This window comes from Streptomyces sp. PTY087I2 (genome assembly GCF_001687325.1).
GTDB lineage: Bacteria > Actinomycetota > Actinomycetes > Streptomycetales > Streptomycetaceae > Streptomyces.
Genome location: NZ_LZRD01000007.1, coordinates 226,383 through 249,086 on the forward strand (window position 1 = coordinate 226,383; position 22,704 = coordinate 249,086).

At 73.0% G+C, this 22,704-nt stretch carries 24 protein-coding genes; 11 read left to right on the forward strand and 13 right to left on the reverse strand.

What is annotated here, in order from left to right; all coding sequences use genetic code 11:
* Positions 1–26: 26 nt before the first annotated feature.
* Positions 27–659 (forward strand): ABC transporter permease, encoded by a 633-nt coding sequence (locus A3Q37_RS09745; protein WP_065480904.1) that lies wholly within the window; start codon positions 27–29, stop codon positions 657–659.
* Between the two features lie 87 nt (positions 660–746).
* Complete coding sequence (locus A3Q37_RS09750; protein ID WP_065480906.1) at positions 747–1,649, forward strand: MBL fold metallo-hydrolase; 903 nt, start codon at positions 747–749, stop codon at positions 1,647–1,649.
* A gap of 31 nt (positions 1,650–1,680) precedes the next feature.
* On the opposite strand, the gene A3Q37_RS09755 is transcribed toward A3Q37_RS09750, so the two are convergent.
* Both A3Q37_RS09755 and A3Q37_RS09760 read right to left on the reverse strand, forming a co-directional pair.
* Complete coding sequence (locus tag A3Q37_RS09755) at positions 1,681–2,007, reverse strand: chorismate mutase (RefSeq protein WP_065480908.1); 327 nt, start codon at positions 2,005–2,007, stop codon at positions 1,681–1,683.
* A gap of 25 nt (positions 2,008–2,032) precedes the next feature.
* A complete protein-coding gene (locus tag A3Q37_RS09760; protein ID WP_065481082.1) occupies positions 2,033–2,911 on the reverse strand; it encodes an AraC family transcriptional regulator in 879 nt (292 codons plus the stop codon).
* A 171-nt stretch (positions 2,912–3,082) separates the two neighbouring features.
* Between A3Q37_RS09760 and A3Q37_RS09765 the strand changes: the two genes are divergently transcribed.
* A complete protein-coding gene (locus A3Q37_RS09765) occupies positions 3,083–4,924 on the forward strand; it encodes a beta-galactosidase family protein (RefSeq protein WP_065480911.1) in 1,842 nt (613 codons plus the stop codon).
* Between the two features lie 64 nt (positions 4,925–4,988).
* Here A3Q37_RS09765 and A3Q37_RS09770 read toward each other — a convergent pair whose 3' ends face one another.
* Positions 4,989–5,759: a trypsin-like serine protease gene (locus A3Q37_RS09770; protein WP_065480914.1), complete on the reverse strand. Its 771-nt coding sequence runs from the start codon at positions 5,757–5,759 to the stop codon at positions 4,989–4,991.
* Positions 5,760–6,151: 392 nt separating this feature from the next.
* Between A3Q37_RS09770 and A3Q37_RS09775 the strand changes: the two genes are divergently transcribed.
* Both A3Q37_RS09775 and A3Q37_RS09780 read left to right on the forward strand, forming a co-directional pair.
* On the forward strand, positions 6,152–7,054 hold the full coding sequence (locus tag A3Q37_RS09775) for a hypothetical protein (RefSeq protein WP_176711385.1): 903 nt from the start codon (positions 6,152–6,154) through the stop codon (positions 7,052–7,054).
* A gap of 38 nt (positions 7,055–7,092) precedes the next feature.
* Entirely contained in the window at positions 7,093–7,842 is a 750-nt protein-coding gene (locus A3Q37_RS09780; protein ID WP_065480925.1) for an ankyrin repeat domain-containing protein, read from the forward strand.
* A 36-nt stretch (positions 7,843–7,878) separates the two neighbouring features.
* Here A3Q37_RS09780 and A3Q37_RS09785 read toward each other — a convergent pair whose 3' ends face one another.
* Both A3Q37_RS09785 and A3Q37_RS09790 read right to left on the reverse strand, forming a co-directional pair.
* A complete protein-coding gene (locus tag A3Q37_RS09785; RefSeq protein WP_065480934.1) occupies positions 7,879–8,439 on the reverse strand; it encodes a GNAT family N-acetyltransferase in 561 nt (186 codons plus the stop codon).
* 136 nt (positions 8,440–8,575) lie between these two features.
* Positions 8,576–9,529 carry an SDR family oxidoreductase gene (locus tag A3Q37_RS09790; protein WP_065480937.1) on the reverse strand — a complete coding sequence of 318 codons (954 nt, stop codon included), beginning with the start codon at positions 9,527–9,529 and terminating at the stop codon, positions 8,576–8,578.
* A 94-nt stretch (positions 9,530–9,623) separates the two neighbouring features.
* Between A3Q37_RS09790 and A3Q37_RS09795 the strand changes: the two genes are divergently transcribed.
* Genes A3Q37_RS09795 through A3Q37_RS09810 form a run of 4 tightly spaced genes read left to right on the forward strand, consistent with a single transcriptional unit; the run spans position 9,624 to position 13,110 of the window.
* The gene (locus tag A3Q37_RS09795) at positions 9,624–10,373 is read left to right on the forward strand and encodes an enoyl-CoA hydratase family protein (RefSeq protein WP_065480940.1); all 750 of its coding nucleotides are present in this window, start codon (positions 9,624–9,626) and stop codon (positions 10,371–10,373) included.
* Between the two features lie 3 nt (positions 10,374–10,376).
* On the forward strand, positions 10,377–11,267 hold the full coding sequence (locus A3Q37_RS09800) for a CoA transferase subunit A (RefSeq protein WP_065480944.1): 891 nt from the start codon (positions 10,377–10,379) through the stop codon (positions 11,265–11,267).
* The gene (locus A3Q37_RS09805; protein ID WP_065480948.1) at positions 11,264–12,013 is read left to right on the forward strand and encodes a CoA-transferase subunit beta; all 750 of its coding nucleotides are present in this window, start codon (positions 11,264–11,266) and stop codon (positions 12,011–12,013) included. Before A3Q37_RS09800 ends, A3Q37_RS09805 begins: the two co-directional genes overlap by 4 nt.
* Positions 12,013–13,110 (forward strand): nitronate monooxygenase family protein, encoded by a 1,098-nt coding sequence (locus A3Q37_RS09810; RefSeq protein ID WP_065480952.1) that lies wholly within the window; start codon positions 12,013–12,015, stop codon positions 13,108–13,110. Before A3Q37_RS09805 ends, A3Q37_RS09810 begins: the two co-directional genes overlap by 1 nt.
* A gap of 306 nt (positions 13,111–13,416) precedes the next feature.
* Here A3Q37_RS09810 and A3Q37_RS09815 read toward each other — a convergent pair whose 3' ends face one another.
* The 5 genes from A3Q37_RS09815 to A3Q37_RS09835 form a co-directional block, all read right to left on the reverse strand.
* Positions 13,417–15,060, reverse strand: a complete 1,644-nt coding sequence (locus A3Q37_RS09815) for a DEAD/DEAH box helicase (RefSeq protein ID WP_065480956.1) — start codon at positions 15,058–15,060, stop codon at positions 13,417–13,419.
* A 196-nt stretch (positions 15,061–15,256) separates the two neighbouring features.
* Positions 15,257–15,460: a cold-shock protein gene (locus tag A3Q37_RS09820; protein WP_006123767.1), complete on the reverse strand. Its 204-nt coding sequence runs from the start codon at positions 15,458–15,460 to the stop codon at positions 15,257–15,259.
* Between the two features lie 184 nt (positions 15,461–15,644).
* A complete protein-coding gene (locus tag A3Q37_RS09825; protein ID WP_065480959.1) occupies positions 15,645–16,802 on the reverse strand; it encodes an acetyl-CoA C-acetyltransferase in 1,158 nt (385 codons plus the stop codon).
* A 32-nt stretch (positions 16,803–16,834) separates the two neighbouring features.
* Positions 16,835–17,446 (reverse strand): TetR/AcrR family transcriptional regulator, encoded by a 612-nt coding sequence (locus tag A3Q37_RS09830; protein ID WP_065480963.1) that lies wholly within the window; start codon positions 17,444–17,446, stop codon positions 16,835–16,837.
* Between the two features lie 30 nt (positions 17,447–17,476).
* Positions 17,477–18,259, reverse strand: coding sequence for an SDR family oxidoreductase (locus A3Q37_RS09835; RefSeq protein WP_065480966.1), 783 nt, complete (start codon positions 18,257–18,259; stop codon positions 17,477–17,479).
* A 115-nt stretch (positions 18,260–18,374) separates the two neighbouring features.
* Here A3Q37_RS09835 and A3Q37_RS09840 point away from each other — a divergent pair, with 115 nt between their 5' ends.
* Together A3Q37_RS09840 and A3Q37_RS09845 are read left to right on the forward strand one after the other, a co-directional pair.
* Positions 18,375–19,520, forward strand: a complete 1,146-nt coding sequence (locus A3Q37_RS09840) for an acyl-CoA dehydrogenase family protein (RefSeq protein ID WP_065480971.1) — start codon at positions 18,375–18,377, stop codon at positions 19,518–19,520.
* Complete coding sequence (locus A3Q37_RS09845) at positions 19,520–20,557, forward strand: acyl-CoA dehydrogenase family protein (protein WP_065480973.1); 1,038 nt, start codon at positions 19,520–19,522, stop codon at positions 20,555–20,557. Before A3Q37_RS09840 ends, A3Q37_RS09845 begins: the two co-directional genes overlap by 1 nt.
* Before the next feature lie 25 nt (positions 20,558–20,582).
* Here the strand turns inward: A3Q37_RS09845 and A3Q37_RS09850 are convergent, their stop codons facing one another.
* Genes A3Q37_RS09850 through A3Q37_RS09860 form a run of 3 tightly spaced genes read right to left on the reverse strand, consistent with a single transcriptional unit; the run spans position 20,583 to position 22,448 of the window.
* Complete coding sequence (locus A3Q37_RS09850) at positions 20,583–21,074, reverse strand: pyridoxamine 5'-phosphate oxidase family protein (RefSeq protein WP_065480975.1); 492 nt, start codon at positions 21,072–21,074, stop codon at positions 20,583–20,585.
* Positions 21,075–21,129: 55 nt separating this feature from the next.
* Positions 21,130–21,699 (reverse strand): HutD family protein, encoded by a 570-nt coding sequence (locus A3Q37_RS09855; RefSeq protein ID WP_065480978.1) that lies wholly within the window; start codon positions 21,697–21,699, stop codon positions 21,130–21,132.
* Complete coding sequence (locus tag A3Q37_RS09860) at positions 21,696–22,448, reverse strand: VWA domain-containing protein (protein ID WP_065480980.1); 753 nt, start codon at positions 22,446–22,448, stop codon at positions 21,696–21,698. The genes A3Q37_RS09855 and A3Q37_RS09860 overlap by 4 nt, the downstream gene beginning before the upstream one ends.
* Between the last annotated feature and the right edge of the window lie 256 nt (positions 22,449–22,704).

A 22,704-nucleotide genomic window follows, 5' to 3' on the forward strand; every position in this document is an offset into this window, starting at 1 on the left:
GCCCCTCTTGACCTCGAAGGACCCCTGTGACCAGTACCGCCACCGCCCCGCCGCCCGTCCCCACAGCCCTTCCGACGCCGCCGGCGCCTTCCGTCGGCGAGGTCGACAACCGCGCGGCCTACGTCAGTTTCGGACTCGCCTACGTGCTCGGCCACGGCGCCGCCGCGCTCTCCGAGGGCGACACCCCTTTGAACCGCCTGCCCGGCTGGCTGCCCGTGACGCTCCTCGGCACCGGGCTCGTGACCGGCGTCGTCCTGGCCACCCGCGCCGCCCTGCGGGCTCAGCGCGGGGCCGCCGCCCCGGACGTGCTGTCCGGCAAACTGCTCGGCGCCGCCTGGATCGTCGCGTTCACCGCCCTGTTCCTCGCCATCACGGGTCTCACGTCCGTCCTCGGCGAGCCGGAACTCCAGGAAGTCCTCTGGCCCGCCGGCTCCGGCCTGGTCGTCGGGCTGGTCTACCTCGCCGAGGGCTCGGTGCGCCGCAACCTGCTGCACTACGGTCTCGGCGTCTGGCTCGCCCTGGTCTCCACCGCGGCGCTCTCGCTCGCGTCCCCCGGCCTCTTCCAGGTCCTCGCGGTGGCGGGCGGCGGTGCGTATGCGCTCGCCGCCCTTCTCGAACACCGCCGCCTCCGCTCCCTCGCGCGGTCTTCCCGGAACTGACAGCCCGCCGTGGGGGCGAGTGCGCGGCACCCGCCCCCACGGCGGCCTTCTCCCTTTTCATGACGAGACCCAGAGGTTCGACCGACCATGAGCAGTACATCGTCCCCCGCCCCGTCCTGGACCGTCGGCGACGTCACCGTCCACCGCATCGACGAGATCCTCCTGCCGCCCTCCACCGGACCGTGGCTGCTGCCCGACGCCACCCCGGACCTCGTCACCGCACAGGACTGGCTGCACCCCCACTTCGCCGACCACGAGGGCACCCTCCACATCAACAGCCACAGCTTCGCGTTCGCCGTCGGCGGTCTGCGGGTCCTGGTCGACACCGGTATCGGCAACGGCAAGGAACGGGCCAACCCCGCCTGGCACAACCTGGACACCGGATATCTCCAGCGCCTCGCTTCCGCCGGATTCCCCCCGGACTCGGTCGACCTGGTGATCCTCACCCACCTGCACGCGGACCACGTCGGCTGGAACACGCGGTGTGCGGACGGTGAGTGGACTCCTACCTTCCCCCACGCCCGCTACCTCACCTCCCGCACCGAGCGGGAGTTCTGGTCCGATACCGCCATGGACGAAGCGCGCCGGCAGATGTTCCGCGACTCCGTGATCCCGGTCGAACGGGCCGGACTGCTCGACCTCGTCGACATCCACGCCGAGGGCACCGAGGTCGTCCCGGGCCTGCGCCTGCTCCCCACTCCCGGGCACACCCCCGGCCATATCGCCGTCGAGCTGACCAGCCGCGGCCGGACCGCTCTGATCACCGGCGACTTCCTCCACCACCCCGTCCAGTTCGCCCACCCCGGCATCGGCGCCTGTGTCGACATCGCCCCCGAACAGTCCGAGGCCTCGCGCCGCACGCTGCTGGCCTCGCTCGCCGGTACGGACACCCTCGTCCTGGGCACCCACTTCGCACCGCCCACCGCAGGCCGCGTCGTCGCCCATGACGGCGCCTACCGGCTCTCGCCCGTCCCCACCGGCTCGCCCTGATCTTCCGCGTGGTCGGTGGCCCGGAGGTTCGTCAGGCCCCGGCGCCGTTCTCCGCCTCCTCGGCGATGCGCTCGTGGTGGCGGATCACCTCGGCGATGATGAAGTTCAGCAGCTTCTCGGCGAACGCCGGGTCCAGGTTGGCGCTCTGTGCGAGCTCTCGGAGCCGGGCGATCTGGCGGGTCTCGCGGGCGGGGTCGGCGGGCGGCAGCTTGTGGTCGGCCTTGAGACGGCCGACCTGCTGGGTGGCCTTGAAGCGTTCGGCCAGCATGTGGACGACGGCGGCGTCGATGTTGTCGATGCTCTCGCGCAGCCGGTTCAGCTCGGCCAGGACGTTCGCGTCGATCTCGCTCGTACTCATGGTGAGCGAGCTTAGACGTCCGCCCTCACGGCCCGATCGTGGGTGGGTCGTCGGGGTCGGGCACCTGGTCGCTCCAGCCGCCGGGCACGCTGCGGCCCTGCTGTTCGCGGAAGCGGACGGGGGCGGTGCCGACCCGGCGGGCGAAGAGCCGGGAGAAGTAGGCGGGGTCGTCGTAGCCGACGCGGCGGGCCACGGCGGCGACCGGGAGGTCGGTGGCGGCGAGGAGTTCCTTGGCCCGGCCGAGGCGGATGCCGAGCAGATAGTCCTTGGGGCTGCACCCGGCGCCGCGCCGTACGGCGGTACGCAGTTCGGCGGGGGTCATGCCGTGCCGGGAGGCGTGCTGGGCGACGGTGAGCGGCTGGTAGGCGTCGCGGGCGAGCGCCTGGAGCACCGGGTCGCCGTCGGGGCCGATGTCGGCGCGGGCGCGGCGCAGGGAGACGAGGAGTTCATGGACGGCGGCCCCGGTCTCGACCTCCAGGAGGGGGTTGCCGCGGCGGGCGGCGCGCACGATGCGTGTGACGGCGGCGCGGGGGGCGGCGGTGTCGGCCAGCGGGACGAGGGGGCGGTCGGGTTCGATGTAGCCGAGTTCGGTGTACGTGGCGGTGGCGGGGCCGGTGAAGTCGACGAAGCTCTCGTCCCAGCCGGTGCCGGGATCGGCGCCGTAGTGGTGGGGGGTGCCGGGGGTCAGCCAGATGAGGCTGGGGCCGGTGACGGGGGTGCGGCGGCCGTCGGGACCCTTGAACCAGCCGGTGCCGGAGCTGACGATCACGGCGACGTGGTGGTCGAGGGTGCGGGGTCCGACGGTGGGCAGCGCGCCGTGCTGAAGGCCGACGCCGAGGCAGACGAGGCCCAGGCGGTGGTGGAGCGGGCTCGGGGTGAAGAAGCGCATCCAGGTGTGGTACATCGCGACCTTCCCCTTCCACATGGTCCTTCGCTGCCGGACCCGGCCGGTCCGTTGCGTCCAATCAACAGCGATCTTTGTCCATGGACCCGATGGACGCCAGAGGTGAAAGTGGTCGGACCAATCGACCCGGGGGCCGCCGGGTGCGGCCGAGCACAGGAGCGTAACTGCACCATGACCGACTTCACCGTGGGGGACGACGGCTTCCGGTCCGACGGGAGGCCCGTGCGGCTGCTGTCGGGCGCCCTGCACTACTTCCGGGTGCACGAGGAGCAGTGGGGGCACCGGCTCGCGATGCTCGCCGCGATGGGCCTGAACTGCGTCGAGACGTACGTGCCGTGGAATCTGCACGAGCCCCGGGAGGGCGAGGTCCGGGACGTCGGCGCGCTCGGCCGGTTCCTGGACGCGGTGGAGCGGGCGGGGCTGTGGGCGATCGTGCGGCCGGGTCCGTACATCTGCGCCGAGTGGGAGAACGGCGGCCTCCCGGTGTGGGTGACGGGCCGGTTCGGGCGGCGGGTGCGGACCCGGGACGCGGAGTACCGGGCGGTGGTGGAGCGGTGGTTCCGGCAGCTGCTGCCGCAGGTGGTGGCGCGGCAGGTGGCGCGGGGCGGGCCGGTGATCCTCGTCCAGGCGGAGAACGAGTACGGGAGTTTCGGCAGCGACGCGGTGTATCTGGAGTGGCTGGCGGGGCTGTTGCGGGAGTGCGGGGTGACGGTGCCGCTGTTCACGTCGGACGGCCCGGAGGACCACATGCTGACCGGTGGTTCGGTGCCGGGGCTGCTCGCGACGGCGAACTTCGGGTCGGGGGCGCGGGAGGGCTTCGCGGTGCTGCGCCGGCATCAGCCGAAGGGTCCGTTGATGTGCATGGAGTTCTGGTGCGGCTGGTTCGACCACTGGGGGGCCGAACCGGTGCTGCGGGACGCGGAGGAGGCGGCCGGGGCGCTGCGGGAGATCCTGGAGTGCGGGGCGTCGGTGAACGTCTACATGGCGCACGGCGGGACGAACTTCGCGGGCTGGGCCGGGGCGAACCGGGGCGGCCCGTTGCAGGACGGGGAGTTCCAGCCGACGGTGACGTCGTACGACTATGACGCGCCGGTCGACGAGTACGGGCGGGCCACGGAGAAGTTCCACCTGTTCCGGAAGGTGCTGGAGGGGTACGCGCAGGGGCCGTTGCCCGATGTGCCGCCGGAGCCGCGGGGCCTGGCCGGGCCGGTGCGGGCGGAGCTGACCGGGTGGGCGGGGCTCGGGGACGTACTGGAGGCGCTGGGCGATCCGGAGACGGAGTCGGGGGTGCCGCCGACGTTCGAGGAACTGGGCGTGGACCGGGGTCTGGTGCGCTACCGGGTGGCGGTGCCGGGGCCGCGCCAGGCGTATCCGCTGGGCGCGTCGGGGCTGCGGGACCGGGCGGTGGTGTACGTCGACGGGGTGCGGGCCGGGGTGCTGACCGAGGAGTCCGGCCCGCTGCCGGAGCCGGTGGCGGGACCCGCGGAGGTCGAACTGTGGGTGGAGTCGCTGGGCCGGGTCAACTACGGGCCGCGGCTGGGTGAGCCGAAGGGGATCACGGGCGGGGTGCTGCACGAGCGGCAGTATCTGCACGGGGTACGGGCCCGGGGGCTCCGGCTGGACGCCTTCGAGGCGCCGGGCGCGGTGGAAGCGGTTCCGTTCGGGCCGGTACCGGAGTCGGCGGGGGCGGGGGCGGCTGGTCCGGGGCCGGGCGACGCGGGGCTGACGGGGCTGTTCCGGGGGGCGTTCACGGTCGAGGGCGCGGCTGGTATCGGCCACGCGGGGCTCGAACTGCCGGGCTGGACGCGCGGGTTCGTCTGGGTGAACGGCTTCTGCCTGGGCCGGTACTGGTCGGCGGGCCCGCAGCGGATCCTGTACGTACCCGGCCCGGTGCTCCGCGAAGGGGCCAACGAGGTGTGGGTGCTGGAGCTGGAGGGCGCGGGCGAGCCGTGGGTGGAACTGGGCCCGGGGGCACCCGTTCGAGCGGGCACCCCCGGGGTGGTTCAGCCGTGATCAGCGGACCGGCGTCCGACGGCCGACCGGACCGGATCCGGGCCGGCCGGTCGCTCCGAGCGGGTCAGAGCGAGTCGGCGGCGGAGGCGATGTCGGCCGCGAAGTGCGAGACCTGGGCGTAGACACCCGGGTAGTTCGGGCGGGCACAGCCCTGGCCCCAGCTGACGATGCCGACCTGGACCCACTCGTCGGAGTCGTCCTTGCGGAACATCGGGCCGCCGGAGTCGCCCTGGCAGCTGTCGACACCGCCGGTGCCGAGGAGGCCGGCGCAGATCTCCTCGTCGGCGACGAGGTCGCCGCTGTAGGCGGACGAGCAGTCGGCGTCGGAGACGAAGGGCACGTCGGCCTTCAGCAGGTGGCGCTGCTGGCTGCCGCCCTCACGGTCGGCGCCCCAGCCCGCGACGGTGAAGGTGCCCTCGTCGTAGGTGCCGTCGGTGGCGATGTTCAGGGTGGGCTGGTCGATCGGCCGGTCGAGCTTGATCAGCGCCCAGTCCTTGCCGGTGCCGTTGTAGCCCGGGGCCTGGAGGACCTTGGTGGACTTGACCGTGATCGCGTCGGGCGACTGGAGGTCGGCGACGCCGCCGGTGACGGTGATCGAGGTGTCGTTGCCCGAACCGTCCACGCAGTGGGCGGCGGTGAGGACGATGTCCTGGGCGTAGAGCGAACCGCCGCAGCCCATGGAGAGCCGGACCATGAAGGGGAATTCGCCCTGCTCGGCGCGTTCCCCGCCGACGATCGGCTGGGGGGCGGCGGAGGCCGGCTGGAGGCTGACGGTCGCGAGGGCGACGGCGGCTATGGCGACGGAACACCTTTTCAGCGCGCTCAGAAGCTTCACAGATGCCTACTTTCGTGGGGGGATTTCGTGTGGGGGGTTGCTGTGGGAGGTTGCCGTACCGCGTTGCCGTGCAGGAGTTCCGGTACGAGGTACTGGACGTACGGGAAGCCCCGCGGAGGCGGAGTACGGGTCGTGCTGACGTACGGCAGTGCTGGTGTGCTGACGTGCTGTGGGGTGCGCGGTCCGGCACGCATGCCCCTGCCGGGTGACGGCCTCCGGCACGGAAACCGAATTGGTCATGTACCCGACAAGAACACTCCGATTATCGGTGCCGGGTGACCGCTGCCACAAGGTGCAGTTTTCGGCCAAGGTCTCAGGTGGCTTTCCGGCCGCTCTCCCCCGCCCGGCATACAGTGGAGATCCGTCGACCGTCGCGGATGGGGGATTCCGGCGTGACGAACAGTCCTCCGGGCGCACCCGTCGCCCATGGCTTCCCACACCTGGACACGGTCCGCTCCGCGATCACCGCGCTCTACCGGCGGCTGTCCGCGGACGGCGTCCGCAGCTACGCCACGAGCCTCGCGCCCGTCGACGCGGCGTTCGGGGACGAGGACGATCTGCACCTGGGAGCCCAGCGGGTGGCGCGCTCCCTGGTCCAGCATCTGCGCCTCCCCGACGCCCGGATGATCGTCGGCTTCCGGACGATGGAGCACGCGGCGAGCGTGGAACTGACGGCGGGCCCCGAGTACTTCATCGAGCTGAACGACCGCTTCCGCACCCATCGCAGGGACATCGGGGCGGCGCTCGCGCACGAGATCACCCATGTCCTGCTGCACCGGCTGGGCCTGGAGTTCCCCGGCACCCGCGCCAACGAGATCCTGACCGACACGACGACGGCCTACCTCGGCGCGGGCTGGCTGCTGCTGGACGCGTTCCGGGAGGACGCCACGTCCCGGCAGAAGCTCGGCTATCTGACGCCCGAGGAGTTCGGATACGTCCTGGCCAAGCGGGCGTTCGCCTTCGACGAGGACCCCTCCCCGTGGTTCACCAGCCCCCAGGCGTACACGGCGTACACGAAGGGGCGCCAGCGGGCGCTGGAGGATCTGCGCAGGCCTCCGCTGACCGCCGCGGGCTGGACGGGCCGCCGCCGCTACGCCAAGGACCGGCGGTACGCCCAGGACCACCCCGAGGCCGGCCCGGACCCGCATGTTCCGTACGTCTTCGAGACCGGCGCCGAGGGGCTGCGCGTCTCCTTCCCCTGCCCCACCTGCCACCAGCGCATCCGGCTCCCCGTCCGGGGCCGGGTCAGCGCACGGTGCGGGCTGTGCCGTACGCGCCTGGAGTGCGACACCTGACCTGGGGCGTTGTCCGTGGCCGGCCGTAGGGTCGAAGGATGACGAACGAGCCGATCAGGGACGAACCAAGCCTGTTCGACGCGCTGTACGAGGACGAGAACACGGTCGTACGCGCGCTGCGGGCGGGTGCGCGGGCCGAGGCGACCGACGAGGAAGGCACGACCGCGCTCTACACGGTGGCGGTCCAGGACCGCCCCGAGATGGTGCGGCTGCTGCTCGCGGCGGGGGCCGACCCCAACCGGGCGAGCGGGCCCGAGGCCGGCGATCTGCCGCTGTGCGGGGCGGCGTGCGGCGGGCACACCGAGGTGGTGGAGGCGCTGCTGTCCGCCGGGGCCCGGCCGGATCTGCGCGAGGAGTTCGGCTTCACCGCGCTGCGCTGGGCGGTCGGTCTGGGGCACGCCCCGACGGTCGAGGCACTGCTCGCCGGGGGCGCGGACCCGCTGCTGCCGGGTCCGCAGGGCGAGGCGATGCTGGTGCTGGCGGCACAGCGCGGCTCGGCGCGGACGGTACGGGCGCTGCTCGCGCACGGCGCGGCGGCGGAGGGACAGGAGTCCGCGGTGGCGTGCGCGCTGGCCGAGGCGCGGCGCATCGCGGGCCTCGATCCGGAGCGGGAGCTGCTGGGGCGGCTGGAGGAGATGTACGGCTCGGGGCTCGACACGGTGGTGCTCCGCGAACGGCGGGACGGCGAGGAGACCGTGGCGGTGGAGCTGCTCCGGGACGGGGTGCCACAGGCGGGGGTCGACCAGCACACGGGACACGCGGAGATCGTGGCGCTGCTGGAGGGGTGAGCGTGAGCGGGACCCGTCCCCTCCCCTCCTCTCCCCTCACCGACCGCGCTGCCACGCCTCCCGCGTCAGTTCGTACTCCACATCGCCGTGCTCGGAGCCCTCGATGGCCTCCGGCCAGTCCTCGAAGTAGGTCCGCACGAAGGTCAGTCCCGCCTTCTCCATCACGCGCCGGGATCCCGTGTTGACGGTCATGGTGTTGGCGGTGACACGCTGCACCCCGAGGTCGGTGAACCCCTTGTCGACCAGGGCGCGTGCGCCTTCGGTGGCGTATCCGCGGCCCCACGCGGCCCGGGCGAGCCGGTAGCCGAGCTCGACCACGGCGGGGTCGTGGTCGGCCAGGGGCCGGAGGCCGAACCAGCCGAGGAACACCCCCGTGCCCTTCTCCTGCGCGATCCAGTAGCCACGGCTGCCCGTGCACGGGTAGTCGTGCAGGAGCCTCGGCAGGGTCCGGTCCCGGATGTCCTCGGCGCTCGTGGGCCGGCCGCCGTTGATGTACCGCATGACGGCGGGGTCGTTGTCGAGCGCGAGCAGGTCGGGGGCGTCGGCGGCCGTGGCGGGGCGCAGGACGAGCCGGCCGGTCTCCAGGAAGGTGCGCATGGGGCGATCCTCACCAGGGCCGCCCGGACCGCGCCAGCGGATTTACGCGGGGGCGTCGGGGGGAGGCGGTGTCGCGACGGGCCTCAGGGGGGGTCCCGTACACCGCGCCCCTAATGCGACTCGTACACCGCACCCCTCACGGCGCCCCGTACACCCGCCCCGGCTTCTCCGCGTCCGCCAGCAGCCGGCGCACCGTTTCGCCCGCCTCGGCCGGGGATCTGCGCGCGCCCCGGTCGTCGGTGGGGCCGGGGCGCCAGCCCTCCATGACGGTGATGCGGCCCGCCTCGGCCTCGAAGACGCGGCCCGTCACCCCGTCGCTCGCGGCGGAGCCGAGCCAGACGACGAGGGGCGAGACGTTGGCGGGGGCCATGGCGTCGAACTCCCCCTCCCCCGGGGCCGCCATCGCCTCGGCGAAGGTCAGCTCGGTCATCCGGGTCCGGGCGGCGGGGGCGAGGGCGTTGACGTGGACCCCGTACCGGCCCAGCTCGGCCGCCGCGACCAGGGTCAGCGCGACGATTCCGGCCTTGGCGGCCGCGTAGTTGCCCTGGCCGACGCTGCCGAGGAGCCCGGCGCCGGAGCTGGTGTTGATCACCCGGGCGACCGGCGTGCGGCCCGCCTTCGTCTCGGCGCGCCAGTGGGCGGCGGCGTGCTTGAGGGGCAGGAAGTGGCCCCTGAGGTGGACCCGTACCACCGCGTCCCAGTCGTCCTCGTCCAGGTTGACCAGCATCCGGTCGCGCAGGAAGCCCGCGTTGTTGACCAGGGTGTCGAGGCGGCCGAAGGCGTCCAGGGCGGTGGCGACGAGGGAGGCCGCGCCCTCGGCGGTGGCGATGTCGCCGCCGTGGACGACGGCTTCGCCGCCCGCCGCCACGATCTCGTCGACGACCGCGCGGGCAGGTCCGCCGGAGTCCCCGGTGTGGATTCCGCCGCCGTCCGGTGCGACGCCGAGGTCGTTGACGACGACCCGGGCCCCTTCGGCGGCGAAGGCCAGCGCATGGGCCCGGCCGAGCCCGCGCCCGGCGCCGGTGACGGCGACGACCCGGTCCGCGCAGAGTCCGGCGCGGGGTGCGGTGGGTGCGGCGGGTGCGGTCATCTCATCTCCCGTGGAAGTGGGCCTGGTTGGCGGGCGGGGAGGCCTGCTACCGTCCACCTAACAAATGTTTGGTGGAAAGGTAGCTGATCCTCCGATGACTGTCTCCACCTCCTCCCCCGCCGGGACCGACGGCGTCCGCGTCGTCACCGTCGACCATCCGCCGGTCAACGCCCTGCCCGTACAGGGCTGGTACGACCTGGCCGACGCCGTACGCGCGGCGGGCCGCGATCCGGAGGTGCGCTGCGTCGTGCTGGCCGCCGAGGGGCGCGGCTTCAACGCGGGCGTGGACATCAAGGAGTTGCAGCGCGACCCGGGACACGCGTCCCTGATCGGCGCCAACCGGGGCTGCGCGGAGGCGTTCGCGGCGGTGTACGCGTGCGAGGTGCCGGTCGTCGCGGCGGTACGGGGGTTCTGCCTGGGAGGCGGCATCGGGCTCGTCGGGAACGCCGACGCGATCGTGGCGAGCGAGGACGCGGTCTTCGGCCTGCCGGAGCTGGACCGGGGCGCGCTCGGCGCCGCGACCCATCTCGCCCGGCTGGTCCCGCAGCATCTGATGCGCACGCTGTACTACACCTCGCGGACCGTCACGGCCGCCGAACTGCACGCGCACGGCTCGGTCTGGCGGGTGGTCCCGGCCGCGCAACTGATGTATTACGCCCTGGAGTTGGCGAGCGAGATCGCCGCCAAGGACGGCCATCTGCTGCGGCTGGCCAAGGCCGCGCTCAACGGCATCGACCCCGTCGACGTACAGCGCAGCTACCGCTTCGAGCAGGGGTTCACCTTCGAGGCGAACCTCGCCGGGACCGCCGCCCGGGTCCGCGACACCTTCGGCAAGGAGGCCTGAGCCGTGACCACTGCCCCGTACACGCGCGACAAGACGATGACGCCCGAGGAGGTCGTCGACCGGCTGAGCAGCGGGATGACGGTCGGGATCGGTGGCTGGGGGTCGCGCCGCAAGCCGATGGCCCTGGTCAGGGCGTTGCTCCGGTCGTCGGTCACGGATCTCACGGTGATCTCCTACGGCGGCCCGGACGTCGGTCTGCTCGCCGCGGCGGGGCGGATCCGCCGTCTGGTCACGGCGTTCGTGACGCTCGACTCGATCCCGCTGGAGCCGCACTACCGGGGGGCACGGCAGCGCGGGGCGTTCGCGCTGACGGAGATCGACGAGGCGATGTTCATGTGGGGGCTGCACGCGGCGGCGAACCGGCTGCCGTTCCTGCCGGTGCGGGCGGGGCTCGGTTCGGACGTCATGCGGGTCAACCCCGAGCTGCGGACGGTGACTTCGCCGTACGAGGACGGGGAGGAGTTCGTCGCGATGCCCGCCCTGCGGATGGACGCGGCGCTGGTCCACCTCAACCGGGCGGACCGGCTCGGCAACGGCCAATATCTGGGCCCCGACCCGTACTTCGACGATCTGTTCTGCGAGGCGGCGGACGCGGCGTACGTATCGTGCGAACGCCTGGTGGAAACGCGGGAGTTGACCGAGAGCACGGGGGCGCTGCCGACCCTCCTCGTCCAACGGCACTCCGTCACCGGTGTCGTGGAGACGCCCGGCGGGGCGCACTTCACGTCCTGCGTACCCGACCATCCGCGCGACGAGCCGTTCCAGAGGGCGTACGCGGCCGCGGCGGCGGACCCCGCGGCCTGGGCGGAGTTCGCGGCGCGCTTCCTGCCGCCGGACGGCGACGAGAAGAGCTACCGGGAAGCCGTCCGCATCTGGCACGAGGAGCAGAAATGAACGCGTCCGCCGTGGGGAGCATCACCCGTGCCGAGTACTGCGTGATCGCCTGCGCGGAGGCCTGGCGGGGCGACGGGGAGATCCTGGCCAGTCCGATGGGCGCGGTGCCGTCGGTGGGGGCGCGGCTGGCCCGGCTGACCTTCGCCCCCGATCTGCTGCTCACCGACGGCGAGGCGACGCTCGTCGGCCCGGACGGTGAGTCGGAGGGCTGGCTCCCCTACCGCAGACATCTGGCCCTGGTGACGGGCGGACGGCGGCACGTGATGATGGGCGCGAGCCAGATCGACCGCTTCGGCAACCAGAACATCTCCTGCATCGGCGACTGGGAGCAACCGGCCCGCCAGCTCCTGGGCGTACGCGGAGCACCGGTCAACACCCTCAACAACCCCGTCAGTTACTGGATCCCCCGGCACTCCCCCCGGGTCTTCGTCGAACGCGTCGACATGATCTGCGGGGTCGGGTACGACAGTGCGCGGGCGTCCGGCCCGTCGGCCACCCGCTTCCACCGCATCCCCCGAGTGGTGAGCGACCTCGGGGTCTTCGACTTCGCGACGCCGGACCGTTCGATGCGGCTGGCCTCGCTCCACCCCGGCGTCACGGTCGACCAGGTCCGCGAGGCGACGGGCTTCGCGCTCACGGTCCCCGCCGACGTCCCGTACACCCGCGACCCCTCCCCCGCCGAACTCGCCCTGATCCGCGAGGTCATCGACCCCGCCCGCACCCGGGACCGGGAGGTCAGGGCCTGATGCGCACCGCCCTGACCGACCTCGTCGGCGTCCGGTACCCGATCGTGCAGACCGGGATGGGCTGGGTGGCGGGCCCCCGCCTGGTCACCGCGACCGCACGGGCCGGGGCGCTCGGCATCCTGGCCTCGGCGACCATGACGCCGAACCAACTGCGGTCCGCCGTACGGGAGGTGAGGTCCCGGACCGCCGCGCCGTTCGGGGTGAACCTGCGGGCGGACGCGGGGGACGCCCGGGAGCGGGTGCGGATCATCGTGGAGGAGGGTGTACGGGTGGCGTCGTTCGCGCTGGCCCCGTCGAGGGAGCTGATCGCGGAGCTGAAGGACGCGGGCGTGGTCGTCGTCCCGTCGGTGGGGGCCCGGCGGCACGCGGAGAAGGTCGCGGCGTGGGGTGCGGACGCGGTGATCGTGCAGGGCGGCGAGGGCGGCGGCCACACGGGCGAGGTCGCCACCACGGTCCTGCTGCCGCAGGTGGTGGACGCGGTGGACATCCCGGTGGTCGCGGCGGGCGGCTTCCACGACGGGCGGGGCCTGGTGGCGGCGTTGGCGTACGGGGCGGCGGGGGTCGCGATGGGCACGCGTTTCCTCCTCACCTCCGACTCGACGGTCCCGGACGCGGTGAAGGCCCGCTACCTGGCGGCGACCGCGAAGGACATCACGCTGACGCGTGCGGTGGACGGGCTGCCGCACCGGATGCTCCGTACGGAGATGGTGGCGGAGCTGGAGGGCGCGGGCCGGCTGCGCGCCCTGTACGGGGCGGTGCGCCGGGCGTCCCGCTTCCGCCGGCTGTCCGGCCTGAGCTGGCCGGACATGGTCCGGGACGGGCTGGCGATGCGGCAGGGCAAGGACTTGAGCTGGAGCCAGGTGCTGCTGGCGGCGAACACGCCGATGCTGCTGAGAGCGGCGATGGTGGAGGGCCGGACGGACCTGGGCGTCATGGCCTCGGGCCAGGTGGCGGCCCTGATCGAGGACCTGCCGAGCGTGGCGGAACTGGTGGAGGGGGTGATGGCGGAGGCGGAGCGGACTTGTGCGGCCCTGGGTGCGATGTCCCGCCCGCGGCTTGAGACCCGGGCCGCCCCTTCAAGCCCGTCCGGCGATTGAGGACATCTTTTACCCGAAGCCGAGGACGGGGCCGGCCAATTCGGACCGGACCGGCCCCATCAAGCCCGTCCGGCGTTTGAGGACATCTTTTACCCGAGGCCAAGGACGGGGCCGGCCAATTCCAGCCCGTCCGGCGATTGAGGACAAAGCCCCGTCCCGGGGCTTCCGGGGCTCTGCCCCGGACCCCGGTCCTCAATCGCCGGACGGCTTGAAGTGCCCCGGTCCGCAACCGTCGAGGGCTTGAAAGTGGCCCGGTCCGCAACCGTCAGGGGCTTGAAGTGCCGCCGGACGGCTTGAAAGGCCCCGCTACGCGGCCCGGCGACGCCGCGCAGGCGCACCAGACCGCGCAGGCGCACCGGAGCGCGCCGCACCGCCCTGCGCACCGGCACCGGCACCCGCACCGCCCCCCGATCCCCGCCGCCCCCGCCCCCGGCTCCCGGAGCGCACCGCTCCACCGCCGGAGCCGGAGCCCGAACCGCCCGACCGGGCCCGCTGCTTCGGCGGCGTCGGCTGCGGGACCTCGATCACGATCGCGACGCCCGACGGCTCACGCGCACCCGTGATCCGGCTCAGCTCCTCGTCGCCGGACGTGACTCGGGTGGTGCGCGGCGCGATCCCCGCGTCCTGCATCAGCCGGTTCATCTCCCGCTTCTCGTCGGGCAGCACCAGCGTGACGACGCTGCCGGACTCCCCGGCGCGCGCCGTACGGCCACCCCGGTGCAGGTAGTCCTTGTGGTCCGTCGGCGGGTCCACGTTGACGACCAGGTCCAGGTCGTCGACGTGGATGCCGCGCGCCGCGACGTTCGTCGCGACGAGCGCGGTGACCTGCCCGTTCTTGAACTGGTCCAGCGTCCGGTTACGCTGCGGCTGGGACCGCCCGCCGTGCAGCGCGGCCGCCCGGACCCCGCTGGCGAGCAGCCGCTTGGCGAAGCGGTCGGCGGCGCGCTTGGTGTCGACGAACATGATCACGCGGCCGTCGCGGGCGGCGATCTTCGTGGCGACGGCCTTCTTGTCGGTCTCGTCCAGGACGTGGAGCACATGGTGCTCCATCGTGGTGACCGCACCGGCGGACGGGTCGACGGAGTGCACGACCGGGTCGGTGAGGAACATCCTGACGAGCCGGTCGATGTTCTTGTCGAGGGTCGCGGAGAACAGCATCCGCTGCCCGCCCGGCTCGACCTGCTTGAGCAGGGCGACGACCTGCGGCATGAAGCCCATGTCGGCCATCTGGTCGGCCTCGTCGAGGACGGTGATGGCGACCTCGTCCAGCCGGCAGTCGCCGCGCTCGATGAGGTCCTTGAGCCGGCCCGGGGTGGCGACGAGCACTTCGGCGCCGCGCCGCAGGGTGGCGGACTGCTTGGTGATCGACATGCCGCCGACGACGGTGGCGAGCCGCAGGTTCACGGCGGTCGCGTACGGGGTCAGCGCGTCGGTGACCTGCTGGGCCAGCTCGCGGGTGGGGACGAGGACCATGGCGAGCGGGGCGCGCGGCTCGCTGCGGCGGCCGGCGGTGCGGGCCAGCAGCGCCAGGCCGAAGGCGAGCGTCTTGCCGGAGCCGGTGCGGCCCCGGCCGAGGATGTCGCGGCCGGCCAGCGAGTTCGGCAGGGTCGCGCCCTGGATCGGGAACGGCTCGGTGACGCCCTGCGCGGCGAGGGTCTTCAGCAGCGCGGCGGGCATGTCCAGATCGGCGAAGGCGTCGACGGACGGCAGCGCGGGGGTCACGGTCTCCGGCAGAGCGAACTCGGCGGGCGCCGCGACGGCGGGCTTGCGGCGGGCCGAGGGCTTGGAGCCGCCCTGGTTCCGGGAGCGGGGTGCGCCGCCCCGGCCGTTCGCGGGGGCCTGGGAGCCGGCGCCCTGGCCGCGGCCCCGGCCACGGGCGGGCCGGGAGCGGGGGGTGCGGTCCTGGCGTTCGGAACGATCGGACCGGCCAGAGCGTTCGGAGCTGGTCATACGGAATTGCCCTCCTGGGGGATTCCTGGGCAACTGCCGAATGGGTTACTGCGATGTGCGGCCCGGCCGTTCGGGTGCGCCCCCAGGATGTGCGCACAGAACGGGTCGGTGACGACAGGTCGTCGCTCGGACAGCACAAACCGGGGCCCGCACCTTCACGGTGCGGGCCCCGGTCAGCGAGGTACGCGTCCGACGATCAGGCCGGGACGATGTTCTCCGCCTGCGGGCCCTTCTGGCCCTGCGTGACGTCGAAGGAGACCTTCTGGCCCTCCTGGAGCTCACGGAAGCCGGAGGCGTTGATGTTGGAGTAGTGGGCGAAGACGTCGGCGCCGCCGCCGTCCTGCTCGATGAAGCCGAAGCCCTTTTCCGAGTTGAACCACTTCACGGTACCGGTGGCCATGTCATTCTCCTAAAACAGGTGCAGTGCCGGAAATCCGCACTGTACGGATTCCAAGTCGCCGCATTGAGCCCCATCCGGAGAAAGCCGGAAAACAATAAAGCGCCTGACGAAGCATTCCCGTCAGGCGCACATAAAGTTCATGGGTACCAAAACTGCAACGGGACCACCCTAGCACGTCCACCGCTCAGAGCCGCTCGACGATGGTGACGTTGGCCTGTCCGCCGCCCTCGCACATGGTCTGGAGCCCGTAGCGGCCGCCGGTGCGTTCCAGCTCGTGGAGCAGGGTCGTCATGAGCCGGGCGCCGGTGGCGCCGAGCGGGTGGCCGAGCGCGATGGCGCCGCCGTTGACGTTGACCCGCTCGGGGTCGGCGCCGGTCTCTTTTAGCCAGGCGAGGACGACCGGGGCGAACGCCTCGTTGATCTCGACGAGGTCGATGGCGTCGATGGTCAGGCCGGTCTTCTCCAGGGCGTACGCGGTGGCGGGGATCGGGGCCGAGAGCATCCGGATGGGGTCCTCACCCCGTACGGACAGGTGGTGGATGCGGGCCCGGGGGGTGAGGCCGTGTTCGGCGACGGCCCGTTCCGAGGCGATGAGCAGGGCGGCGGCCCCGTCGGAGACCTGGGAGGAGCAGGCGGCGGTGATGGTGCCGCCCTCGACGACGGGGCGCAGTCCGGCCATTTTCTCCAGGGTGGTGTCGCGGCGCGGCCCCTCGTCGGCGGTGACGTTCCCGTACGCGACGGTCTCGCGGGCGAAGCGGCCCTCGTCGAGGGCGCGGACGGCCCGCCGGTGGGAGGTGAGGGCGAACTCCTCCATGTCCCGGCGGCCGATGCCCCACTTCTCGGCGATGAGCTGGGCGCCGTGGAACTGGTTGACGGGGGCGTCGCCGTACCGGGCGCGCCAGCCCTCGCTGCCCGCGTACGGCCCCTGGGTGAGGCCGAGGGGTTCGGCGGCCTGGCGGGAGGCGAAGGCGATGGGGATCTGGGTCATGTTCTGGGTGCCGCCCGCGACGACGAGGTCCTGGGTGCCGGAGAGGACGCCCTGGGCGGCGAAGTGGAGGGCCTGCTGGGAGGAGCCGCACTGCCGGTCGACGGTGACGCCGGGGACCTCCTCGGGCAGTCCGGCGGCGAGCCATGACGTACGGGCGATGTCGCCGGCCTGCGGTCCGACGGTGTCGAGGCAGCCGAGGACGACGTCCTCGACGGCCGCCGGGTCGACGCCCGAGCGGGCGATCAGCTCGCGCAGCACATGGGCGCCGAGGTCGGCGGGGTGGACGGCCCCGAGGCCTCCTCCGCGCCGTCCGACGGGGGTGCGTACCGCTTCGACGATGTAGGCCTCGGCCATGGCTGCTGCTCCTCGGTCGTCAAGAGAGGTGGCTAGACACGCAAAGCAATGCCGTCCAGCACCATCGAGAGGTACTGGCGGGCGATCTCCTCGGGGCTGTGGTGTCCGCCGGGCCGGTACCAGGAGGCGGCGACCCAGACGGTGTCGCGGACGAAGCGGTAGGTGAGGCGGATGTCGAGGTCGTCGCGGAAGACGCCTTCGGTGACGCCGCGTTCCAGGGTGCCGAGCCAGGCCTTCTCGAACTTGGTCTGCGAGTCGGCGAGATAGGCGAAGCGCGGCTGGACGGCGAGGTGCTTGGACTCCTTCTGGTAGATCGCGACGGCGGGGCGGTGCCGGTCGATCTCCCGGAAGGACTCGGTGACCAGGGCCTCGATGGTCTCGCGGGGGCCGAGGCCGGCCGCCAGGACCTCGTCGTAGCCCTGCCAGAGCTCGTCGAGGAAGGTGGAGAGGATCTCGTCGAGCATCGATTCCTTGGAATCGAAGTGGTAGTAGAGGCTGCCCGCGAGCATCCCGGCCTCATCCGCGATGCGGCGCACGGTGGTGGCGTTGTATCCCTGGGCGGCGAAGACCTCGGCGGCGGTGGCGAGCAGTTCCCGGCGTCGCTCCGGCGTGGGGGTCACCTGGGGCTTCTTCTTGGTAGGCACCCGGCCATTGTCCGCCCGCCGCCCGGGTGTTCACGCATGCTGGCTGCTGACGGGGACGACCTCGCCGGTCATGTACGAGGAGTAGCCGCTGGCGAGGAAGACGATGACGTTGGCGACCTCCCAGGGTTCGGCGTACCGGCCGAAGGCCTCCTTCCCGGTGAGTTCGGCGAGGAGTTCGGTGGAGGTGACCTTGGCGAGGTGGGGGTGCATGGCGAGGCTGGGGGCGACGGCGTTGACGCGTACGCCGTAGTCGGCGGCCTCGACGGCGGCGCAGCGGGTGAGGGCCATGACACCGGCCTTGGCGGCGGCGTAGTGGGCCTGGCCGCGCTGGGCGCGCCAGCCGACGACGGAGGCGTTGTTGACGACGGCGCCGCCCCGCCCGGCGGCCTTGAGGGAGCGGAGGGCGGCGCGGGTGCAGCGGAAGGTGCCGTTCAGGGTGACGTCGAGGATCTTCGTCCACTGGTCGTCGGTCATCTCGGTGAGTTCGGCGGTGCCGCCGAGGCCGGCGTTGTTGACGACGATGTCGAGGCCGCCGTGGGTGCGCTCGGCGTGGGCGAACAGGGCGGCCACCTGGTCCTCGTCGGTGACGTCGCAGGTCAGGGCGGTGACGCGGTCGGGGCCGAACTCTTCGGCGAGGGCATGGGCACTCTCCTTCAGCCGCCGGGCGTGGGCGTCGCTGACGACGACGCGGGCGCCCTCCTCCAGGAACCGGCGGGCGGTGGCCCCGCCGATCCCGGCTCCGGCGGCGGCGGTGACGACGGCGGTGCGGCCGGTCAGCAGTCCGTGTCCCGGCAGGTACGGCGGTGCGCTCATCGACCCATCCCCACGGCTTCTAAGCATGACTCCTCGACGGTGCTTGAGCCGTACGTTAACCTACCAAACACTTGTTAGGGAACAGTCAACGGTGCGGCACCGGAAGGCGGACCCCATGGATCTGGAGCAGACGGCACGGACCGAGGCGCTGCGGACCGAGGCCCGGGCCTGGCTGCGGAAGCACGTACCGGTCCGGCCGCTCCCCTCCCTGGAGACCGAGGAGGGGTTCGCCGCGCACCGGGCGTGGGAGGCGGAGCTGTACGAGGGCCGGTGGTCGGCGGTCTCCTGGCCCGAGGAGTACGGGGGCCGGGGCGCGGATCTCTTCGGCTGGCTGGCGTTCGAGGAGGAGTACTGGGCGGCGGGCGCGCCGGGCCGGGTCTCGCAGAACGGGGTCAGCCTCCTCGCCCCGACCCTGCTCGCCCACGGCACGGCGGAGCAGCGGGCCCGGGTGCTGCCCCCGATGGCGAGCGGCGAGGTGATCTGGGCGCAGGCCTGGTCGGAGCCGGAGGCCGGGTCGGACCTGGCGGCGCTGCGGTCGCGGGCGGTGCGGACGGAGGGCGGCTGGCTGCTGTCGGGGCAGAAGACGTGGTCCTCCCGGGCGGCGTTCGCGGACCGGGCGTTCGGGATCTTCCGTACGGACCCGGGGGCCGCGAAGCCGCACCGGGGGCTGACGTATCTGATGTTCGGGCTGCGGGAGCCCGGGGTGACGGTCCGTCCGATCGGGCGGCTGGACGGGAAGCCGGCGTTCGCCGAGATCTTCCTCGACGAGGTCTTCGTACCGGACGAGGACATCATCGGGGAGCCGGGGCAGGGCTGGCGCATCGCGATGTCGGCGACCGGCGACGAGCGCGGGCTCACCCTCCGCTCCCCCGGCCGCTTCCTGGCCGCCGCCGACCGGTTGACGGCGCTGTGGCGTCGGGCGGGCGATCCGGCGGACACGGCGTTACGGGACCGGGTGGCGGACGCGGTGATCGGGGCGCGGGCGTATCAGCTGTTCACGGCGGCCTCGGCGGCGCGGTTCGCGGCGGGCGCGGCGCTCGGTCCTGAGTCCAGCCTGAACAAGGTGTTCTGGTCCCGATACGACATCGCGCTGCACGAGACGGCGCTCGACCTGCTCGGCCCGGACGCGGAGGTGGCGGACACCGCGTGGGCGGAGGGGTACGTCTTCGCGCTCGCCGGGCCGATCTACGCCGGGACGAACGAGATCCAGCGCGACATCATCGCCGAGCGGCTGCTCGGCCTGCCGAAGGGGCGGCGCTGATGCGTTTTCTGCTCACCGACGAGCAGCGGGAGTTCGGGCGTTCCCTGGACGCGCTGCTGGCGGCGGCGGACACCCCGGCGGTCCTGCGGGCGTGGGCGGCCGGGGACCACGGTCCGGGGCGGGCCCTGTGGGGGCGGCTCGCGGACGCGGGGGTGTTCGCGCTCGCGGTCCCGGAGGCGTACGGGGGTGTCGGCCCGCTGCCCGTGGAGGCGGCCGTCGCCTGCGTCGAGCTGGGACGGCACGCGGTGCCCGGCCCGGTGGCGGAGACCCTGGCGGCCGGGGTGCTGCTGGCCGGGGCGGGCGGGCCGGTGGCCGAGGAGTGGCTGCCGGGGATCGCGTCGGGGGCGGTGGTGTCGCTGACCCTGGAGGGGTACGGCCCGTACGCCCCGGACGCGGACGCGGCGGACGCGATGCTCACGGTGACCGGCGGCGAACTGCGGCTCGCCCCGGGCCCCGGGAAGCCGATGGCGTCGGCGGACCCGGCGCGCCGGCTGTTCCGGCCGGAGCCGGGCGGCGCCCCGGTCGCCAAGGGCCCGGCGGTACGGGCGGCGGCACGGGCGGCGGGCGACTGGGCCGCCTTCGCCACGGCGGCCCTGGCGCTGGGCTGCGGGGAGGAGCTGCTGCGGGCGACCGTGGCGTACGTGAAGCAGCGCACCCAGTTCGGCGTGCCCGTCGGCTCCTTCCAGGCGGTCAAGCACCGCCTCGCGGACACCCTGCTCGGCCTGGAGTTCGCCCGCCCGCTGCTGTACGGGGCGGCGGTGGAGCTGGCGTCGGGGCTCTCCGGGGCCGGGGAGGCGGAAGCGGGACCGGGACCGGCCACAGAGGCGCCCGGGACCGGAGCCGGGGCGGCGGTCGCGGCGGCGAAGGTGGCGGCGGGCGAGGCGGGGTACGCGGCGGCCCGCACCGCGCTGCACCTGCACGGCGCGGTCGGCTACACCGAGGAGCTGGACCTGGCGTGGTGGCTGCGCCGGGCCCGGCCGCTGCGGGACGCCTGGGGGACGCCGTCCGCGTGCCGGGCCCGGGTGCTGGCGGGGTGAGTGCCCCTGCGGCCTCGGGGGCCGGTCACTTCCGGCGTACGGTGCGCAGCGGCTGCCCCGGCCGCCAGGACTGGATGACCAGCTCATCGTTGTCGAGCCCGATACGGACCACCTCGGTCAGCTCCGTACGGAAGAGGTGGAAGGGCTCGGGCGGGGTGGCCTCCTCGATGAAGCGGGCGATCACCTCCGGGTCGGTGATCTCCACGGCCCGGCCGCTGACCCGGACGTCGCCGTCGTTCATCTCGGCGTCGGGGCCCGGGTTGGCGTGGAGCGCGAAGCGCGGGTCGCGGCGCAGGTCCAGGGCCTTGCGGGAGTCCGGCATCATGCCGAGCAGCAGCTCACCGAAGCGGAAGTCGGCCTCCAGGCCGGTGACCCGGGGCGAGCCGTCCTTCCGCAGGGTGGCGAGGACATGGTGCTTGTAGAGGCGGAAGCGGCGCCGGACGGTGTCGGCGAAGCCGGGTTCGGCGGTGGCGAAGCCGTCCCAGGAGAGGGGTGCGGAAGACGTCATGGGCGTCATGGAACACTGGATACCCGACACCTTCTGTCCGATTTCCCCGGCCGTTCGCGGACTCTCACCCGGCCGAGAAGGTGATCAGCACCGCCTGGCCCATCGTCCGCAGAACGCCGGGTGACTCCCCGGCCGCGAGGACCGCGTCGTAACGGTCCAGCCGGACACCGCCGCCCCCGCCCTCCAGTTCCGCGCCGTCGTCCAGGGAGACGGCGAGCACCGCTCCGCCCTCCGGGGGCAGCAGGCGGACCGTGCCGCAGACGACGGCGGTCTCCGCCCGCGTACGGTCCCTGCGGTACATGACGTTGAGATTGACGACCGGGCCGCCCAGCAGGAAGCCCTCGGTGGGCAGATCACCGGGGAAGCCGTGCGGCCACAGCGGCTCGTCGACGATGTGGTGCTCGCCGCCGACGACGAGGTCCATGCCCGGGCCCTCGACCACGGTGAGGATGCGGTCCACACCGGGAAAGGCGGAGAACGGCCCGTCGGCGGTGACGTCCGCGAGACTGACCCGCCAGTCGAAGGCGTCGGCCCCCGCGCCCTCGGGTCCGGCGGCGATCTCCCGGACGATCCCGCCGCCGTTCTTCCAGGGCACGGGGGTGCGGTCGGCGGCGCGCAGGATCCGTACGGTCACCGGACGATCCCCTGCTCGCGGGCGGCGGCCAGCCAGAGCGGGAACTCGGCGACGAGCCGGTCGTACAGCTTGCGGTCCGGGACCTTGCGGGGGTCGAGGCCCGCGTGGAAGTACCCGGCGTTGTCGACGGGCCGCTTGGCGGGGACGGCCAGGCCGTCGAGCTTGCGCAGGAAGTCGAACTGGTTGCTGCGGGTGTTGCCGAAGCCGACGAACTGCCAGAACAGGGGCAGCTTCGCGGCCTTGCAGAGATAGCGTTCGGCGGCGAGCTTGTTGATCGGCCCGCCGTCGGTCTGGAAGACGACCAGGGCGGGTGCGGTGGAGCCGCTGTCGAGGTAGTGGTCGATGACGGCGTCCATCGCCAGGTGGTAGCTCGTCTTCCCCATGTGCCCGAGGCCCGCCACGATCTTGTCGATCCGGCCGTGGTGGTTGTCGAGGGCGATGTCGGTGACCGCGTCGACGTCGGTGGAGAAGAAGACGACGGGGACCGTGCCGTCGTCGTCGAGGTGGGACGACAGGCCCAGGACCCGGTCGGCCAGCGCCTGGACGCTGCCGTCCTGGTAATAGGGCTTCATCGAGCCGGAGTAGTCGAGGACGAGGTAGACGGCGGCACGTTGACCGCCCAGGCCGTGCTTCTCCAGCGAGACCCCGGCGCTCTTGTAGAGGCTGACCAGGGCCGGGGCCGTCTCCTGCACCTTGGTCAGGCTGATGGCCGGGCCGCTCCTGCCCACGGCCGTGTCCGCACCGCGCATGACGGCTCCCCCCACTCGGCGTTCCGCGTTCCGCGGAGTGACGAGCCTAGGCCACGGCCGGGCCCTGGGCACACAGCCCTCCGTGCCGGTTCGCCATCTGCTGTCGGCCGTAGGCGGTTCGGTGCTGGTGTACCTGCGGCCCCCGGACGCGCCACGGCGCCCACTGAGTCCGGTCGGGGACAGGCGGGCGCCGCGTTCAGTTCCGCACGCCGTTGTACGGGACGTATCAAGGGGGCTCCCCCGGGCCGCGTGGCCC